Genomic DNA, 15,843 nt, shown 5'->3' on the forward strand with positions numbered 1-15,843 from the left:
CGGCCCGGCGGGGCCGGATCGCGACGTCGGGCCTAGGCCCGGGCCGGTTCGGCCTCGTCGACCAGGGTGGCGTGGTGAACGATCTGGCGGCGCTCGACCGCATAACTGACCAGCCACAGGGCCATGGCCCAGGCCGCCCCAACGCTCCAGCCCGCGAAGACGTCCGTGGCCCAGTGGGCCCCCAGATAGATCCGCGTGAGACCGACCAGCACCGCGATCAGCACCCCGGCCCCGATGACATAGGCCTTCAGCCGCCGGCTGGGAAAGGCCCGGGCCAGCATGACCGCCAGGCTGAGATAGAAGACGGTGGACAGCAGGGCGTGGCCGGAAGGGAAGCTGGCGTTGATGGTCTCCACCGCCTGGAAGGCCTCGGGCGGACGGGCCCGTTCGAACTTCGCCTTCAGGCCTTCGCTGAGGGCGACCCCGCCCAGCAGGCCCAGCACCAGCAGCACGGCCGACAGCCGCTTCCTCTGGATCACCAGGAAGATCACCGCGATGGTGGCGAACAGGCCCAGGACCGAAATGCCGCCCAGGGCCGTCAGGTCGTTGGCGGCCGTCGACAGCCACCAGGGCCCCCAGGCGTCGGACGGATCACCGCCCTGACGCAGGGACGTCAGGACCCACTGATCGAAGGCGTGACCATCGCCCTCGCGCATGTCCTCGGCCAGATCGGCGAAGATCGACACCCCCAGGCCGATGACCAGAAGCGCGGACAGGGCGATGAACTCGGTCCGCGCGATACGGAGGGCACGGCGGAAGAAACGGACGGGCGCGGAAGATGGCATCGGGCGCTAACGGCCAAGCTGTCGCGGCGTTCCCGATCACGGCTTGTTGATCTCGCGCTGGAAGGACCGTCGCGAGGTCGTCGCGTGCTTTTGCACAGGGTCATCCCCGGTCGCGGAGTGATTCGGACGGAATTCGTCCGTCAAGCCCGTTGACGGGTCGTTAGGCATCTGCGCCCCATATGTGGGCTTAGGGAGCGTTGAGACCACAAGATGATGTGGCGGCGACGCAGGCTCTGATCCAAGGTTTTTGTTCGGGACGATGACGATTATGGCTGGCGGCGAAGCGTTGAAGACTGTGGAATTCGAGGCGATCAAGGTCGTCCCGACGCCGGAGCGTCCCCATCTGACGGTGGTGCGAAGCCTCGATCTGGACCGGACCCGCGACGACCTTCTGACGGACTTCGGCAAGAAGACGCTTGAGGACCGCTACCTGCTGGCCGGCGAGAGCTATCAGGACATGTTCGCCCGCGTCGCCACCGCCTATGCGGACGACCACGACCATGCCCAGCGCGTCTATGACTACATGTCCAAGCTGTGGTTCATGCCCTCGACGCCGGTGCTGTCGAACGGCGGGGCGGCGCGCGGCCTGCCGATCTCCTGCTTCCTGAACTCGGTGCAGGACAGCCTGGACGGCATCCAGCGGGTCTGGAACGAGAACGTCAGCCTGGCCTCCAACGGCGGCGGCATCGGCACCTACTGGGGCGGCGTCCGGTCGATCGGCGAGAAGGTCAAGGGCGCGGGCCAGACCAGCGGCATCATTCCCTTCATCCGGGTGATGGACTCCCTGACGCTGGCGATCAGCCAGGGCAGCCTGCGCCGTGGCTCGGCCGCCGTCTATCTGGACGTGCACCACCCCGAGATCGAGGAGTTCCTCGAGATCCGCAAGCCTTCGGGCGACTTCAACCGCAAGTCCCTGAACCTGCACCACGGCATCAACATCACCGACGAATTCATGGAGGCGGTGCGGGCCGGTTCGGACTTCGCCCTGCTGTCGCCCAAGGACCAGGCCGTGATCCGCCGGGTCGACGCCCGCAGCCTGTGGCAGAAGATCCTCGAGATCCGCCTGCAGACCGGCGAGCCCTATCTGATCTTCTCCGACACGGTGAACCGTCAGATGCCGCAGCACCAGCGCGACCTGGGGCTGAAGGTCAAACAGTCGAACCTGTGCAGCGAGATCATGCTCCACACCGGCCCCGACCACCTGGGCATCGACCGCACCGCCGTCTGCTGCCTGTCGTCGGTCAACGCCGAGATGTTCCTGGAATGGCGCGAGGAGCCGCGTTTCATCGAGGACGTGATGCGCTTCCTGGACAATGTCCTCGAAGACTTCATCACCCGCGCCCCGCCTGAAATGGCCGCCGCCGTCTATTCGGCCAAGCGCGAGCGCTCGGTCGGCCTGGGGCTGATGGGCTTCCACTCCTTCCTGCAGGCCCAGGGCGTGGCCTTCGAATCCGCCATGGCCAAGTCGTGGAACATGCGGCTGTTCAAACACCTGCGCCGCGAGGCCGATAAGGCCAGCGTCAAGCTGGCCGAGGAGAAGGGCGCCTGCGAGGACGCGGCCGAGCGCGGCGTGATGGAGCGGTTCAGCCACAAGCTGGCGATCGCCCCCACCGCCTCGATCTCGATCATCTGCGGCGGCACCTCGGCCGGCATCGAGCCGATCCCGGCCAACATCTACACCCACAAGACCCTGTCGGGCTCGTTCGCGGTCAAGAACCCCTATCTGGAGCGGGTGCTGGAGGCGAAGGGTGCCAACAGCGACGCCGTCTGGTCCTCCATCCTCGAGCACGAAGGCTCGGTCCAGCACCTGACCATGCTGAACGACGACGAGAAGGGGATCTTCAAGACCGCCTTCGAACTGGACCAGCGCTGGGTCGTCGAACTGTCGGCCGACCGCTCGCCCGAGATCTGCCAGGCCCAGTCGATCAACCTGTTCATCCCCGGCGACGTCAACAAGTGGGACCTTCACATGCTGCACTGGCGGGCCTGGGAGACGGGGGTGAAGTCGCTCTACTACCTGCGCTCCAAGTCGGTGCAGCGCGCCGCCTTCGCCGGGGCCGAGGACAAGGCCGAGGTCGAGCCGGACCCGAACCAGCCCGACCTCTTCAGCGCCGCCCGCACCGACTACGACGAGTGCCTGGCCTGCCAGTGACCTGAGGGCCCGGCCCGCGCGATGCGATCGCACGGGCCGTGGAACCTCCCGCTCAACCCCACGTTTCGAGGCCGTCAGGGCCTTGTCACAAAATCACGGTCGGCCAGTCCCGGATTCCGGTGCAGTCTGCGGGCTGTGAACGGACTGTGAGGGGACCGTTGCCTGATCTGTTGCGCTCTGCGTTCGGCGTCTTGACGTGGGTGGCCATGACGGCTCCCGCCTGTGCGCAGACGTCGGTGGGCCAGACCTGGACGACGCAGACCCCCGCAACCGCCGGCATCACGACCCGGCTCAACACGTCCTCGGCCTTCGGGACGGCCTCCGCGTTCGAGATCGCCGCCGCGGACGCCGTGTTCGGACCGGCAGTCGCGCTTGCCGAACCTCTGGCCGCATCGACGCGGACCAACCCCTTCGCCGCCTCCACCACCCGCGACGTCTGGATCGAGGGCGCCGGCCACGCCGACCGTCTTCGGGTGCGCGCGCGCGGCGAACTGCGTCGGGCCGACGGGGGGCCCCTGCCGCCGTCCCTGTTGAACCCTTCCGCCTTCGAGGCCGACGGCTACGACGTCAGTTTCGCGCGCGGCTGGCCCGTGGCGCGGGGCTATACGGCGTCCGGCCTCGAGGTCACCCTGACCCCGCACGCGGGCATCGGCGTCGGCGACCGCGGCGGCCTGGCCGAGGCGGGCGCGACCCTGAAGATCGGCAAGGGGCTGGACCGTCTGGTGCGCGATGGCCAGGACGCGTTCGGGGAACGGGCGCGCTGGTACATCTACGCCGCCGGCTCGGGCACGGCGGTCGGCTATAATTTCGCGCGGAACCGCGACGGCGACTATGCCCGCTCGGGCGTCAGCCGCGACAGCGGCACCTTCCTGGGCGACGCCTCGGTCGGGGTCGCCCTGCGCCGCGGCGACCTGCAGGGCTCGTTCGGCCTGGTCTACCGCGAGATCGAGGCCGAGGGCATGTCCGGCCACGGCATCGACAAGGACGTGACCGAGGGGCTGGTCGCCTTCCAATTCTCGATCTCGCCGCAGTGGTGAGGGAGGCAGTAGGCAGTAGTTTAGCCGGCTCGGCTGGCAGAAAAGCGCGATGCTTCCCTACTGCCTACTGCCTACTGCCTACTGCCTACTGCCTCCCCTTCAGATCCAGCCCTTCCGCCGGAACCACAGCAGCGGAAGGGCGGCGGAGACGGCCATGGCGACCAGGGCCATCGGATAGCCGGCGGCCCAGCGCAGCTCGGGCATCAGATCGAAATTCATGCCGTAGATGGCCCCGATCAAAGTCGGGGGCATCAGCACGGCGCTGAAGATCGAGAACACCTTGAAGATCGATGACTGCTCGATGTTGATGAAGCCCAGGGCCGCCGAGAGCTGGAAATTGATCCCCTGCGCCACCGCCTGGTTGTGGCCCAGCAGGCTGGTGGCGTCGCGGGCGAGCGACCTCAGGTGCTCTCTCGGCTCGCCATGCTCCATCCGGTCGTCCACGCCGACGAAGGCGAAGACCCGCGCCAGGCCCGACAGGCTCTGCTCGATCCGCGCATTCGCGATGTGGGCCCGGCCCAGCTTGGTCACCAGATGCTCGAACCCGACCCGCTTGCCCTCGCTGAAGATGTGGTTGCCGACCGCCTCGACCTTGTGGGACGTCTTGCCCAGCACGTCGGAGGCGCGGTCGATGATGGCCTCCATCAGGTTCAGGAACATGTCCACGCCGGACGCGCACAGCGCCGGCTCCCGTTCCAGCTTGTCGACGAACAGGGTGAAGGGCCGGGGATCGAAATAGCGGATCGTGACCAGGGGGCCCGGCGTCAGCACGAAGGTGACCGGGTCGATGGTCGGCATCTCCGAGTCGCCGTTGTGCAGGATGTCGGCGGTCAGATAGGTGGCCCCGCCTTCGCGATACAGGCGGCTGGAGGCCTCCAGTTCGCTCATCTCCTCGCGCGTGGGGATGGACAGGCCCAGGGCCCGCTCGACGGCCCGGTCCTCGTCGAGGGTCGGATCGATCAGGTCGATCCACAGGGTGTCGGGCGGCATGACCCAGTCGGCGGGCGCGGCCACGACCGGTTCGCAGGCCGTGCAGCCGGAGCGATAGAGGCGGATCATCGGCGTCGCCTCGAGGACAGGCTAAGGGATCAGGGCTGGCCGCCGGCCGAGGTCGCATTGGCGGCCAGCTGACGCCCGGCCCCATAGGCGTCGCGGGCCCCATTATAGATGAAGCCATAGGTCGGATAGACGGTCGTGCCCAGATCGCGGATCGGATTGTACCAGACCTTGACCTGGCTCCAGTCATTGGCCCCGGAGACGTCGACCACGGTCACGTTCTCCTCGACCTTGCCGCGGCTGCCGCCCCAGTTGGCATGGGTCACGCGGATCACCCGGTCGGTGAGGATGTCGGAGACGACCGCCACATGGCCCCGGCTCATCCGCCCCTCGGGCCGGAACACCAGGACCGAGCCGGTCTCGGGCGCGCGGCCGGTGCGGAACTTCTCGACGGCCTGGTTCCACCAGGTCCAGGCGTCGCCGAAGATATTGATGCCGGAGAACATCCGCGCGAACGTCACGCACTGCCAGTAGGGATCCTCGGCCCGTGCCGGCGTGGCCACGACGGCCGGTGCCAGGGCGAAAAGACCGAGGGTCGCCGCAACCGCGGCGGCAGTGAGTCGTTTCATCATGCTGGATTGTTTCCGACTGTTACGCGCCCACTCTTCCTAGACGATAGTTTAGGAGCGGTGAACCACCCTTGTCAGGCGAGTTGGTTGAGGGGTTCTGCGGGCTTCCGGCGCGCGGCGCGACGGTCCGCAAGGCCGCGCAGGGCCCGCCGGGCGGGGTGTTCGACCAGGTGGTAGGCGGCCGCGGCGACCAGCGGCAGGGCCAGGACGACGGCCAACCACACGAAAAGTTGAAGCTTCTTGTCCTCGGCCCCGGTCAGCCGCGCGGCCAGGTTGACCGCCAGAAGTTGCCACGGCACCAGCACCATATAGACCGCATAGCTGATCTCCCCCAGATAGACGGCCGGGCGGGAGGCCAGCCAGCCGGTGTTGGGCAGGGCGGCCAGGGCCAGGATCAGGCCGCCCCCCAGCAGGACCACGACACCGTCCGGCGCGCCCGCCGAGCCCGCAGCCGCCATGCCGCAGACGCAGAGCGTCGCGATCCAGGCCGCGCCCGGCAGGGCCACCCGGCGGTGCAGCAGATACAGGGCGCAACCGAGGGCGAAACAGGGGACGATGCGCAGCGCCCCCCAGAGGATCGTCGCCTCGGTCAGGGAAAAGCCGGCCACGGCCTCGAAGGCGGCGTACAGGGCGATCATGAAGACGGCGGCCCCGGCCACGGCGAGCCTAGGCCTGTCTTTCAGCCGCCAGGCCACGACCGCGAAGACCGGAAAGGCCAGATAGGCGAACCACTCGGCCGAGATCGACCAGGACGAATGGTTCCAGCCCGCCTGCGGGGCCAGGCCCCAGGCGTGCAGCAGCAGCAGGTTGGCGGGCAGGGACGGCCAGCTGAGGATATTGCCGTCGATGGCCATGCCCAGGGCCACGGCGGCGACGCCGAGGACGCCCACCCCGATCAGGGTCGCCAGATGCAGCGGATAGACCCGAGCCAGCCGTGCCCACAGGAAGCCGGCGTAACGGAAACGCTTGTGTCCTACCGCCTCCAGATAGACATGGCTGAGGATGAAGCCGGACAGGACGAAGAAGACCTCGACGCCCAGATAGCCCTTGGTCACCAGGGTCGGGACGAAGCCCACGTCCAGATTGGGCCAGAAGGCGTACACCGCCACCCAGGCGGCCGCGAAGAACCGCAGGGCGGTCAGGGGGCGCAGGTCTGCGGGGGCGGGTCCGGAGATCATCGAACCCCCTATGCACCCGGATCGGTTCGGGAAGCGTTAAGGGGCCGATGATAGCCCGCGACCCCATGCTTCAGGACCTGAGCTTCGACGATCTGACCGTGCTCAGCGCCGGCGACGCCGGCCTGTCCCAGGCTCAGGGCCGCATCGCCCTGACCGGGGCCCTGGGCCTGCTGGACCGCCATGCCGCGCGGGAGCCTCTGGTCGCCCTCTATGACGCCATACCGGGGACCGCGGCAGCCGCCCGCTCCGAGTCCGCCGCCCGGCCGAAGCGCGGCCTGTTCGGGGGACTGCTGGCCGGCGCCGGCGGGCTGTCCGGCAAGGCCGTGGCCGAGGCCATGGGCCTGCTGGACCAGCTGGACGAGGCCGGGGTGTCGAAAGCCGATCTCAAACGCCTGCTGCCCGCCGCCCGCGAACGGGTCCGCGCCCTGACCGGCCAGGACCTGCTGGGCGAGGCCGTTCGCAGCGTCCCGGGAGTCGGCCCCCTGCTCGGCGACGGCTGAGCCCTAGGGCGCGGGGGCCTGGGACAGGGCCTGCTGGGTGTTGCCGCAGCCGTTGAGCGTCTCCTCGCCCAGCTCGACCCGGGCGGTCAGCGGGTAGACCCGGTCGCTCATCCCGTCGGAACACTCGGTCGCGATCAGCGTCAGGACCAGGGTCTGGCCGCCGTCGGTCGTGCCGCTGTAGACGGCCGTCGTCCCGGTCACGACGGGCGAGGACGCGGCGGCCGCGACATCGGCCACGCCGGGCCGGGTCAGGATCACGCGCGCATCGGCGATGTCGACGGCCCAGAAGGGCTCCGTCCCCAGCACCCGAAGCGGCTGGAGCAGGTCGGTGCCCCCGATCACCACCGGGGCGGCCGCAGCGCGGGCCGCGGCGGGCGCCCCCTCATCGTCCGACCCGCCGGAGCAGGCCCCCAGCGCGACCATCGTGATCAGGGCCATGGCGGAGAGGGTCAGGCGCATCGGGTGGGCTCCGAGGGATCAGGTCGTGGGACAGCCTCGGATAGACCCTGCGTCCCACCGGTCAAGCGCGACGGTCGCGGAGCGGGGCCGGGGCGCCTATCGTCCGATCATGGCGATTCGCACGCAAGCAGCCCCGGGGGCCTATGAATTCTTCGCCGGTGGCGGTCTGGCCGGGCTGGGGCTGGCGGGTTTCCGCACCCTGTTCGCCAATGACATCGACCCGGCCAAGGCCGCCAGCTGGCGCGCCAACCATGGGGGCGAGATCGCGGTCGGCGACGTCTGGGACCTGTCGGCGACCGACCTCCCGGGCCGCGCCGACCTCGCCTGGGCCTCCTCCCCCTGTCAGGACGTCAGCCTGGCCGGGGCGCGGGAGGGGCTGGCGGCGCGCCGCTCGGGGGCCTTCTGGGGATTCTGGCGGCTGATCGAGGCGCTGGATGCCGACGGCCGGTCCCCGCCCGTCATCGTCATCGAGAACGTCGTGGGCCTGCTGACCTCGGGTCAGGGCCGCGATTTCGGAGCCGTCTGCGAGGCTCTGGCGGGCGCCGGATACCGCGTCGGGGCGCTGGAGATGGACGCCGTCCACTGGCTGCCGCAGTCCCGCCCCCGCCTGTTCATCGTCGCCCTGCGCGGCCTGGACGGGCCCATGAGCGCGGGTCCCGCCGGCCCCTTCCACACCCCCCGTCTGGTGGCGGCCCAGGCGCGGCTGCCCGAGGCGGCGCGCGAGGCCTGGGCCTGGTGGTCCCTGCCGTTCCCGCCTCGTCGGAACCTGGACCTCGCAGCCCTGCTGGAACTTGACGCCGCCGTCGACTGGTTCAGCGAGACCGAGACCCGCGCCCTGCTGGCCCTGACCGCCCCGCTGCACCGCGATCGGCTGGAGGCGGCCCGTGCCTCGGGCGAACGCCGCGTGGCGGCGGCATTCCGGCGCGTGAGGGTCGAGGCGGGGGCGAAGGTCCAGCGGCTGGAGCTGCGGCTGGACGGTCTGGCCGGCTGTCTGCGCACCCCGTCGGGCGGATCCTCGCGCCAGTATGTGATCGTCTGCGACCGTGGCGAGGTCCGGGCGCGGCGGCTGACCGGGCGGGAGGCGGCGCGGCTGATGGGGGTGCCGGACACCTATGTCCTGCCCGCCGGCCAGACGGCGGCGCTGAAGCTGATGGGCGACGCGGTGGCGGTGCCGGTGGTGCGGGCCCTTTGCGACGGCCTGCTGCGCCCGGCGTTGGCGGGTCGCGCCGTTAGTCCATCTCCGGCCGGCCGCGTCCCGACTTGATCCCCGAGCGTTTGGCCTTGCCGTCCAGCCGGCGCTCCTTGGAGGCGCGGGTCGGGCGGGTCGGGACGCGGTAGGTGGGCGCGATCGAGGCCTGGTCCACCATCTCCTGCAGCCGGGCGATGGCGTCGGCGCGGTTGCGCTCCTGGGTCCGATGGCGGACGGCGGTGATCAATATCACGCCGTCCAGCGTCAGCCGGCTGCCCGCCAGCTTCATCAACCGTTGCTTAACCGGATCGCGGAGCGACGGGGAGTTGACCACGTCGAACCGCATCTGCACAGCGGTCGAGACCTTGTTGACGTTCTGGCCGCCCGGACCCCCGGCCCGATAGAAGCGGAACTCCAGCTCGTCTTCCGGGATGACGGTCATGGCGCCGGGCGGGGGGGCGCGACCCGTTTCGCCCGCACCACGGCCTGATCCAGCGCCTGGAGGAAGGCCGAGCGATCCCTGGGCCCGAACGGCGGCGGACCGGAGGTGGCCACGCCCATCGACCGCAGATGCTCGCCCACCATCCGCCCGGCCAGGGCCGAGCCGATCGAATCCGGGGTGAAGGGCTGGCCGTTGGACTTCAGCGCCTGGGCCCCGGCCGTCAGGCAGCGGTCCGCCAGGGGAATGTCCGAGGTCACGACGATGTCGCCGCCCTGCGCCCGCTCGGCGATCCAGTCGTCGGCGAGGTCCGGCCCCGCATCGACCACCACCTGTTCGATCCAGCTCTGGCGCGGGGTGTTGATCCAGCTGTTGGACACCACGAAGACGTGCAGGCCATAGCGTTCGGCCACGCGATAGACCTCGTCCTTCACCGGGCAGGCGTCGGCGTCGATGAAGATGCGGGGGGCCATGCCGCAAGGATAGCCCGCCCGGTTCGACGAGAGAAGCCGCGCCTACGCCTTGGCCCAGACCCCGTACGGATCGGTCCAGTCCAGACCCATGGCCTCGGCCACGGCGGGATAGGTGATCTCGCCCTTCAGCACGTTCAGGCCGCGCGCCAGGTGCGGATCCTTCTTCAGGGCCTCCAGCCCGTGGTCCGCCAGGGCCAGGCCGAACGGCAGGGTGGCGTTGTTCAGGGCCTCGGACGAGGTGCGCGGGGCGGCACCCGGCATGTTGGCGACGCAGTAGTGGACGACGCCGTCGACCGTATAGGTCGGGTCCTCGTGGGTGGTGGCGTGGCTGGTCTCGAAACAGCCGCCCTGGTCGATGGCGACGTCGACCAGCACCGAGCCGGGCTTCATCCGCGCCAGGTGCGCGCGCTTGATCAGCTTCGGCGCCTCGGCCCCGGGCACCAGGACCGCGCCGACGATGACGTCGGCCTTGACCATCTCCTCCTCGATCGCGCCGATCGAGGAATAACGGGTGATGACGCGACCGTTGGTGACCTCGTCGATATAGGCCATGCGCGGGATCGAGCGCTCCAGCACCACGACCTCGGCCCCTAGGCCCATGGCCATGCGCGCCGCGTTCAGCCCGACGACCCCGCCGCCCAGCACCAGCACCCGCGCGGGCGCGACGCCCGGCACGCCGCAGAACAGCAGACCCATGCCGCCGTTGTGCTTCAGCAGGGTCTCGGCGGCCGAGAAGACGGCGATCCGGCCGGCGACCTCGGACATCGGGGCCAGCAGCGGCAGGCCGCCGCGCGCGTCGGTCACGGTCTCATAGGCCACGGCCGCGCATTTCGACGCCAGCAGCCCCTTAGTCTGTTCCGGATCGGGGGCGAGGTGCAGATAGGTGTAGAGGATCTGGTCCTCGCGCAGCATCTCCCACTCGGCCTGCTGGGGCTCCTTGACCTTCACGATCATGTCGGCCGAGGCGAAGATGCTCGCGGCGTCGGCGGCGAGCTCGGCGCCTGCCCGGGTATAGTCCTCGTCGGTGAAGCCGGCCCCAAGGCCCGCGCCCGTCTGGACCGACACCGCATGGCCGTGGGCGACGTATTCGCGGACGGCCGTGGGCGTCAGGCCGACGCGGTGTTCGTTCTTCTTGATTTCCTTGGGGACGCCGACGCGCATGGGGTTTCCTGCCTCTGATGGGTTTGACGCGAAAATAGCGCCGGGCGGCCCGCAGGTTCCTGTTCTTTTGCATGACTGAACGATGTAAACTCGCAGAAACTTGCGCATGGGGCTGCCATGAAGACCGTTTCCGCCGTCACCCTGGACGCCACCGACAGAAAGATGCTCCGCGCGTTGCAGGCGGACGGGCGGATGAGCAACACCGACCTGGCCCGCGCGGTGGCCCTGTCGGAGAGCGCCTCTCTGCGCCGTCTGCGGGCGCTGGAGACGGCGGGGGTGATCAGCCGCTACGCCGCCATCATCAACGAACGGGCCGTGGGCCTGCCGATCAGCGTGTTCGTGACTGTGACCCTGTCGTCCCAGGCCGAGAGCGCCCTGACCGCCTTCGAGACCGCCATCGCCACCGTGCCCGAGGTGGTCGAATGCTATCTGATGACCGGCGGGTCCGACTATCTGCTGCGGCTGGTGGTCAAGGACGTCGACGACCTGGAACGGGTCCATGCCAAGGCCCTGACCACCATTCCGGGGGTGACCCGGGTGTCGTCCAGCGTGGCGATGCGGACGGTGGTCAAGCGGGGGGCGCTGCCGGTTTGACTCCACGATGGACTGGCCGGATCATCGAACCATGAGCGTTCACGAGTCCATTGCCGTCTGGATCGACCGCGAGCCCACGCGCGAAGAAGAAATCAGCGCGCTCGAGGATGAGGACATTTTCGAGATGGCCAATCTCGGCGAGAAGCAGACGGGCATCCCCGGCGTCGTCTTCATCTCGACCGTGATGGGTTCGCACGGCCCTCGCGTGAAATATTACCTCAGGACCGGTCCGGCCCAGCCGAGCTTCTCCGTCGCTGTCGCGTCCCAGCCGCGCGTTCTCGCCAACAGCATGGACGACCGGGACATGAACAGAATGGCGCCCCTTGTCCTAGAGTGGGTCCGTCTGAACCACGAAGCGCTCGCCAGCTTCTGGTGGGAAGGCAAGTTCTGGCTCGACGAGGATGTGGCGGCCTTCAAGGCAGCGCTCGTCAAGGTCTGACGACCCGCACCAACCCCGCGACCAACCATACGGACCCGATCCCCAGCACCAGGTCGCTGACCATCTTCGCCATCCCGTACATCCCCACCGTCCCATCCGACCACGCGGTCGCCTCGGCCAGCAGCGCCGTCAGCCCGCTCGCGACCAGCAGGGTCACGGGCCAGACCAGGGGCTTCAGCCGACGACGGGTCACGTCAGCGCCCCCTATTTCAACGCAAGGGTGACCTGTTTGATGTCGACATATTCCTCGATGCCGTGGACCGAGCCCTCGCGGCCGTAGCCCGACTGCTTGACCCCGCCGAAGGGGGCGACGGCGGTGGAGATCAGACCGGTATTGATGCCGATCATGCCCGCCTCGATATGGCGGCCGATCCGCATGGCCCGGTCGAGGTCGCGGGTGAACAGGTAGGAGGCCAGACCGAACTCGCTGTCGTTCGCCTTGGCCAGGACCTCGTCCTCCGTGTCGAACGGGAAGACCGGGATCAGGGGTCCGAAGGTCTCCTCGTGGCGGAACAGCTCGTCGTCGCCGCCCAGGGTCACGGTCGGCTGGAAGAAGCGGCCGCCCAGCGCGTGACGCGCGCCGCCGGTCAGGACCCGTCCGCCGTCCGCCTTCACCTGGGCCAGGTGTTTCTCGACCTTCTCGATGGCCTTGTCCTCGATCAGGGGCCCGACCTTGACGCCGTCCTCGAAGGCCGGGCCGACCGGGATCTTCGCCACGGCCTCGGCCAGCTTCGTCGCATAGGCCTCGGCCACCGCGGCCTGGACATAGACCCGGTTGGGGCAGACGCAGGTCTGGCCGGCGTTCCTGAACTTGCCCTTGATCGTCTCGGCCACGGCCAGGTCCAGGTCGGCGTCCTCGAACACGATCAGGGGCGCGGCGCCGCCCAGCTCCATCGACACCCGCTTCAGCGTCGGGGCGCACTGTTCGGCCAGCTTGCGCCCGATCGGGGTAGAGCCGGTGAAGGACAGTTTGCGGATCAGGGGCGAGGCGGTCAGCACCCCGCCGATGACGCTCGCCTCGCCGGTCACGACGCTAAGCGCGCCCTTGGGCAGGCCGGCCTGGTAAGCGAGCTCGGCCAGGGCGATGGCGGTGAAAGGGGTCTGGCTGGCGGGCTTGACCACGGCAGTGCAGCCGGCGGCGAAGGCGGGGCCCAGTTTGCGCGTCAGCATGGCGGCCGGGAAATTCCACGGCGTGATCAAGGCGCAGGGCCCGACCGCTTCGCGGAAGGTCAGGACCACGTGGCCCAGCGGGCTGTCCTGGGTCTCTCCGAGGATGCGCTCGGCCTCGCCGGCGAACCATTTGATGAAGCCGTTGGCATAGGCGACCTCGCCCTTGGCTTCCTCGAACGGCTTGCCGTTCTCGAGCGCCATCAGGGCCCCCAGACCTTCGGTGTGCTCGTCGATCAGACGGGCCCATTCGCGCAAAAAGGCGGCCCGCTTGTGCGGATCGGAACGCGACCAGGCGGGGAAGGCGTCGTGTGCGGCCTGGATGGCGCGCTCGGTCTCGACGACGCCCAGGTTGGGGACATGGCCGAGGATCTCGCCGGTGGCGGGATCGTCGACGGCGATCCCGTCCGCCCCGGCGGGGATGGCCTCCCAGGCGATGAAGGCGTGCTCGCGCAGGAGCTTCAGACCGGCGTCGCGGGCGGCGGTGTTCATGGCGTGACCTCTTGTCTTCTCCCTCCCCCTGCGGGGGAGGGTCGTCGCGAAGCGACGGGGTGGGGGCGGCGGGGCGACACATATGGGGCCTTGCCCTGCCGCCCCCACCCGGTCTTCGCTGCGCTGCGACCACCCTCCCCCGCAGGGGGCGGGAGAAGCCGCCGCTAGACCCAACGCCTCAGTCGCCGATCGTGTTCAGATCCCGGCCCCGGGTTTCCGGCAGGAACAGCAGGGCGACCACGGCGGCGATGGCGGTGAAGGCCACCGAATACCACAGGCCGAAATAGATATTCCCCGACCAGGCCACCAGGGCGAAGCTGGCGGCGGGCAGCAGACCCCCGACCCAGCCCGTGCCGACGTTGTAGGGCAGGCTCATGGCCGTATAGCGCACCCGGGTCGGGAACAGCTCGACCAGGGCCGCGGCCTGGGGGCCATAGACGGCGGTGGCCGCCACCATGAAGACCATCAGCACGCCGAACACGGCCAGAAGATTGATCGCGGCCGGATCGGCCGTGGCCGGATAGCCGGCCTGGGTCAGGGCCGCCTTGATGCGGGTCTCGACGTCGGTCCGGGCGGCCTTCAGGGCGGCGGCGTCCAGGCCCGCGCCTTCGACCGAGGCGATCTCGACGCGGCCGATCCTGACGCTGGCCTGGGTGCCGGTCGGCGCGGCCCGGTTGTCATAGCTGACCCCGGCGTTGGACAGAACCGACTTGGCCAGGTCGCAGGACGAGGCGAAGGCGGTCTTGCCGACCGGGTCGAACTGGACCGCGCAGGTGGCCGGATCGGCGATCACAGTGACGGGCGAGGCGGCCTGGGCCCGCGCCAGGGCCGGGTTGGCCGCCTGGGTCAGGGCCTGGAAGCCGGGGAAGACGGCCAGCAGGAACAGCACCATGCCCCCGACCATCACCGGCTTGCGGCCGATGCGGTCCGACAGCCAGCCGAAGAAGACATAGAGGAAGGCCGAGGCCACGGTGATGGCCAGGATCAGCCCGTCGACCGTGCCGACCTCGACCTTCAGCACCCGCTCCATGAAGAATCGGGTGTAGAAATAGCCCGCGTACCAGACGGCCCCCTGGGCGAACATGATGCCGACCAGGGCGATCAGGACGAACCGGCCGACCGTCCAGGTGCCGAAGCTCTCCCGGAAGGGGGCCTGGCGTTCGGTGCTTTCCGCGACCATCCGCGTGAACGCCGGGCTTTCGTGCAGCTTCAGCCGGATCCACAGGCTGATGATGAGCAAGATGGACGACAGCAGGAACGGGACCCGCCAGCCCCAGGCGTTGAAGGCCTCGACGCCCAGGATCGCGCGGGTGATCAGGATGACGCTGAGCGCCATGATCAGGCCGATGGCGGCGGTGGTCTGGATCCAGCCGGTCAGGAAACCCCGCGACTTGGCCGGCGCGTGCTCGGCGACATAGATGGCCGCGCCGCCGTATTCGCCCCCCAGGGCGAACCCCTGCAGCACCCGCAGGGTCAGCAGCAGGATGGGCGCGACGATGCCGATCTGATCGTAGTCCGGCAACAGGCCGATGGCGACGGTGGCCACGCCCATCAGCGAGATGGTGACCAGGAAGGTCGTCTTGCGTCCGGTCTTGTCGCCGAACCAGCCGAACACCAGGGCCCCCAGCGGCCGCACCACGAAACCGACGCCGAAGGTCAGAAGCGCCAGGATGTAGGAAGTCGCCTCGCCGACGTCGGAATAGAAATGCCGGGCGATGATCGTGGTCAGCGAGCCGAAGATGAAGAAGTCGTACCATTCGAAGGCCGTGCCGGCGGCCGATGCCCCCACCACCGTCTTCAGGCCCGGCCCGCCCTTTTCCGCCGTCGTCGCGCGCTCGCTCATCGTGTCCCGTTCCCCGAGGCGTCGTCTGGCGGACGCCGTTCCCCCCAAGGTCTAGCGGCACGCGCGGCGACGGCCAAGCGGACAAGCGAAAGCCCCGCCGGCGGACCGACGGGGCTCTGCAGGATCGATCGAGAAGGCCTAGTTCTTGGCGGACTCGGCGGCACCCGTCACGGCCGAACCGGCGGCCTGGGTGTCACGGCCGGCACCGGCGACGGTGTTGCAGGCGGCGGTGGTCAGGGCGGCGGCGGCGGCGACCAGAACGAAAATCTTGCGCATGGGGAAACTCCTGAAATCTGCGATCGGGCACCAC

The 15,843-nt window shown here is 69.2% G+C and carries 18 protein-coding genes; 6 read left to right on the top strand and 12 right to left on the bottom strand.

Annotation, left to right across the window (positions count from 1 at the left end; genetic code table 11):
• Positions 1-32: 32 nt before the first annotated feature.
• The gene (locus BZG35_RS00785) at positions 33-785 is read right to left on the bottom strand and encodes a phosphatase PAP2 family protein (protein ID WP_077353897.1); all 753 of its coding nucleotides are present in this window, start codon (positions 783-785) and stop codon (positions 33-35) included.
• 259 nt (positions 786-1,044) lie between these two features.
• On the opposite strand from BZG35_RS00785, the gene BZG35_RS00790 reads away from it, so the two are divergent.
• Positions 1,045-2,937, top strand: coding sequence for a ribonucleoside-diphosphate reductase subunit alpha (locus BZG35_RS00790; protein WP_077357695.1), 1,893 nt, complete (start codon positions 1,045-1,047; stop codon positions 2,935-2,937).
• A 236-nt stretch (positions 2,938-3,173) separates the two neighbouring features.
• A complete protein-coding gene (locus BZG35_RS00795) occupies positions 3,174-3,974 on the top strand; it encodes a lipid A-modifier LpxR family protein (protein WP_253189229.1) in 801 nt (266 codons plus the stop codon).
• Positions 3,975-4,073: 99 nt separating this feature from the next.
• On the opposite strand, the gene BZG35_RS00800 is transcribed toward BZG35_RS00795, so the two are convergent.
• The 3 genes from BZG35_RS00800 to BZG35_RS00810 form a co-directional block, all read right to left on the bottom strand.
• Positions 4,074-5,033 carry a magnesium transporter CorA family protein gene (locus BZG35_RS00800; protein WP_077353900.1) on the bottom strand — a complete coding sequence of 320 codons (960 nt, stop codon included), beginning with the start codon at positions 5,031-5,033 and terminating at the stop codon, positions 4,074-4,076.
• Positions 5,034-5,062: 29 nt separating this feature from the next.
• On the bottom strand, positions 5,063-5,602 hold the full coding sequence (locus tag BZG35_RS00805; RefSeq protein WP_077353902.1) for a CHAP domain-containing protein: 540 nt from the start codon (positions 5,600-5,602) through the stop codon (positions 5,063-5,065).
• 71 nt (positions 5,603-5,673) lie between these two features.
• Positions 5,674-6,777: an acyltransferase gene (locus tag BZG35_RS00810; RefSeq protein WP_077353904.1), complete on the bottom strand. Its 1,104-nt coding sequence runs from the start codon at positions 6,775-6,777 to the stop codon at positions 5,674-5,676.
• A 65-nt stretch (positions 6,778-6,842) separates the two neighbouring features.
• On the opposite strand from BZG35_RS00810, the gene BZG35_RS00815 reads away from it, so the two are divergent.
• Complete coding sequence (locus BZG35_RS00815; protein ID WP_077353905.1) at positions 6,843-7,277, top strand: hypothetical protein; 435 nt, start codon at positions 6,843-6,845, stop codon at positions 7,275-7,277.
• Between the two features lie 3 nt (positions 7,278-7,280).
• On the opposite strand, the gene BZG35_RS00820 is transcribed toward BZG35_RS00815, so the two are convergent.
• The gene (locus BZG35_RS00820) at positions 7,281-7,736 is read right to left on the bottom strand and encodes a COG3650 family protein (RefSeq protein WP_077353906.1); all 456 of its coding nucleotides are present in this window, start codon (positions 7,734-7,736) and stop codon (positions 7,281-7,283) included.
• 109 nt (positions 7,737-7,845) lie between these two features.
• Between BZG35_RS00820 and BZG35_RS00825 the strand changes: the two genes are divergently transcribed.
• Entirely contained in the window at positions 7,846-9,000 is a 1,155-nt protein-coding gene (locus tag BZG35_RS00825) for a DNA cytosine methyltransferase (RefSeq protein ID WP_077353907.1), read from the top strand.
• Here the strand turns inward: BZG35_RS00825 and arfB are convergent.
• Genes arfB through ald form a run of 3 tightly spaced genes read right to left on the bottom strand, consistent with a single transcriptional unit; the run spans position 8,966 to position 10,998 of the window.
• On the bottom strand, positions 8,966-9,367 hold the full coding sequence (arfB, locus tag BZG35_RS00830) for an alternative ribosome rescue aminoacyl-tRNA hydrolase ArfB (protein ID WP_077353908.1): 402 nt from the start codon (positions 9,365-9,367) through the stop codon (positions 8,966-8,968). The two genes, BZG35_RS00825 and arfB, sit on opposite strands and share 35 nt — an antisense overlap.
• Positions 9,364-9,837 carry a YaiI/YqxD family protein gene (locus BZG35_RS00835; protein WP_077353909.1) on the bottom strand — a complete coding sequence of 158 codons (474 nt, stop codon included), beginning with the start codon at positions 9,835-9,837 and terminating at the stop codon, positions 9,364-9,366. Before BZG35_RS00835 ends, arfB begins: the two co-directional genes overlap by 4 nt.
• A gap of 42 nt (positions 9,838-9,879) precedes the next feature.
• Positions 9,880-10,998 (bottom strand): alanine dehydrogenase, encoded by a 1,119-nt coding sequence (gene ald, locus BZG35_RS00840; protein ID WP_077353910.1) that lies wholly within the window; start codon positions 10,996-10,998, stop codon positions 9,880-9,882.
• 117 nt (positions 10,999-11,115) lie between these two features.
• Between ald and BZG35_RS00845 the strand changes: the two genes are divergently transcribed.
• Both BZG35_RS00845 and BZG35_RS00850 read left to right on the top strand, forming a co-directional pair.
• Entirely contained in the window at positions 11,116-11,592 is a 477-nt protein-coding gene (locus BZG35_RS00845) for an Lrp/AsnC family transcriptional regulator (RefSeq protein WP_077353911.1), read from the top strand.
• A 31-nt stretch (positions 11,593-11,623) separates the two neighbouring features.
• Complete coding sequence (locus tag BZG35_RS00850) at positions 11,624-12,031, top strand: hypothetical protein (protein ID WP_077353912.1); 408 nt, start codon at positions 11,624-11,626, stop codon at positions 12,029-12,031.
• Here the strand turns inward: BZG35_RS00850 and BZG35_RS17485 are convergent.
• From BZG35_RS17485 to BZG35_RS00865, 4 genes are all read right to left on the bottom strand, one after another.
• Entirely contained in the window at positions 12,021-12,224 is a 204-nt protein-coding gene (locus BZG35_RS17485; protein ID WP_150125878.1) for a hypothetical protein, read from the bottom strand. The two genes, BZG35_RS00850 and BZG35_RS17485, sit on opposite strands and share 11 nt — an antisense overlap.
• An 11-nt stretch (positions 12,225-12,235) precedes the next feature.
• On the bottom strand, positions 12,236-13,690 hold the full coding sequence (locus BZG35_RS00855) for an NAD-dependent succinate-semialdehyde dehydrogenase (protein ID WP_077353913.1): 1,455 nt from the start codon (positions 13,688-13,690) through the stop codon (positions 12,236-12,238).
• A gap of 178 nt (positions 13,691-13,868) precedes the next feature.
• Complete coding sequence (locus BZG35_RS00860) at positions 13,869-15,533, bottom strand: MFS transporter (RefSeq protein WP_077353914.1); 1,665 nt, start codon at positions 15,531-15,533, stop codon at positions 13,869-13,871.
• 138 nt (positions 15,534-15,671) lie between these two features.
• Positions 15,672-15,809, bottom strand: a complete 138-nt coding sequence (locus tag BZG35_RS00865) for an entericidin A/B family lipoprotein (protein WP_077353915.1) — start codon at positions 15,807-15,809, stop codon at positions 15,672-15,674.
• Positions 15,810-15,843 lie beyond the last annotated feature (34 nt).

It is taken from the genome of Brevundimonas sp. LM2 (assembly GCF_002002865.1).
Lineage (GTDB): Bacteria > Pseudomonadota > Alphaproteobacteria > Caulobacterales > Caulobacteraceae > Brevundimonas.

Bases quoted from the DNA above. Each gene is read 5' to 3' on its own strand.
- BZG35_RS00820 (WP_077353906.1), bottom strand. From the start codon at position 7,736: ATGCGCCTGACCCTCTCCGCCATGGCCCTGATCACGATGGTCGCGCTG.
- BZG35_RS00860 (WP_077353914.1), bottom strand. From the start codon at position 15,533: ATGAGCGAGCGCGCGACGACGGCGGAAAAGGGCGGGCCGGGCCTGAAG.
- BZG35_RS00805 (WP_077353902.1), bottom strand. From the start codon at position 5,602: ATGATGAAACGACTCACTGCCGCCGCGGTTGCGGCGACCCTCGGTCTT.
- BZG35_RS00825 (WP_077353907.1), top strand. From the start codon at position 7,846: ATGGCGATTCGCACGCAAGCAGCCCCGGGGGCCTATGAATTCTTCGCC.
- BZG35_RS00790 (WP_077357695.1), top strand. From the start codon at position 1,045: ATGACGATTATGGCTGGCGGCGAAGCGTTGAAGACTGTGGAATTCGAG.
- BZG35_RS00835 (WP_077353909.1), bottom strand. From the start codon at position 9,837: ATGGCCCCCCGCATCTTCATCGACGCCGACGCCTGCCCGGTGAAGGAC.
- BZG35_RS00815 (WP_077353905.1), top strand. From the start codon at position 6,843: ATGCTTCAGGACCTGAGCTTCGACGATCTGACCGTGCTCAGCGCCGGC.
- BZG35_RS00865 (WP_077353915.1), bottom strand. From the start codon at position 15,809: ATGCGCAAGATTTTCGTTCTGGTCGCCGCCGCCGCCGCCCTGACCACC.
- arfB (WP_077353908.1), bottom strand. From the start codon at position 9,367: ATGACCGTCATCCCGGAAGACGAGCTGGAGTTCCGCTTCTATCGGGCC.
- BZG35_RS00800 (WP_077353900.1), bottom strand. From the start codon at position 5,033: ATGATCCGCCTCTATCGCTCCGGCTGCACGGCCTGCGAACCGGTCGTG.
- BZG35_RS00810 (WP_077353904.1), bottom strand. From the start codon at position 6,777: ATGATCTCCGGACCCGCCCCCGCAGACCTGCGCCCCCTGACCGCCCTG.
- ald (WP_077353910.1), bottom strand. From the start codon at position 10,998: ATGCGCGTCGGCGTCCCCAAGGAAATCAAGAAGAACGAACACCGCGTC.
- BZG35_RS00850 (WP_077353912.1), top strand. From the start codon at position 11,624: ATGAGCGTTCACGAGTCCATTGCCGTCTGGATCGACCGCGAGCCCACG.
- BZG35_RS00855 (WP_077353913.1), bottom strand. From the start codon at position 13,690: ATGAACACCGCCGCCCGCGACGCCGGTCTGAAGCTCCTGCGCGAGCAC.
- BZG35_RS00785 (WP_077353897.1), bottom strand. From the start codon at position 785: ATGCCATCTTCCGCGCCCGTCCGTTTCTTCCGCCGTGCCCTCCGTATC.
- BZG35_RS00845 (WP_077353911.1), top strand. From the start codon at position 11,116: ATGAAGACCGTTTCCGCCGTCACCCTGGACGCCACCGACAGAAAGATG.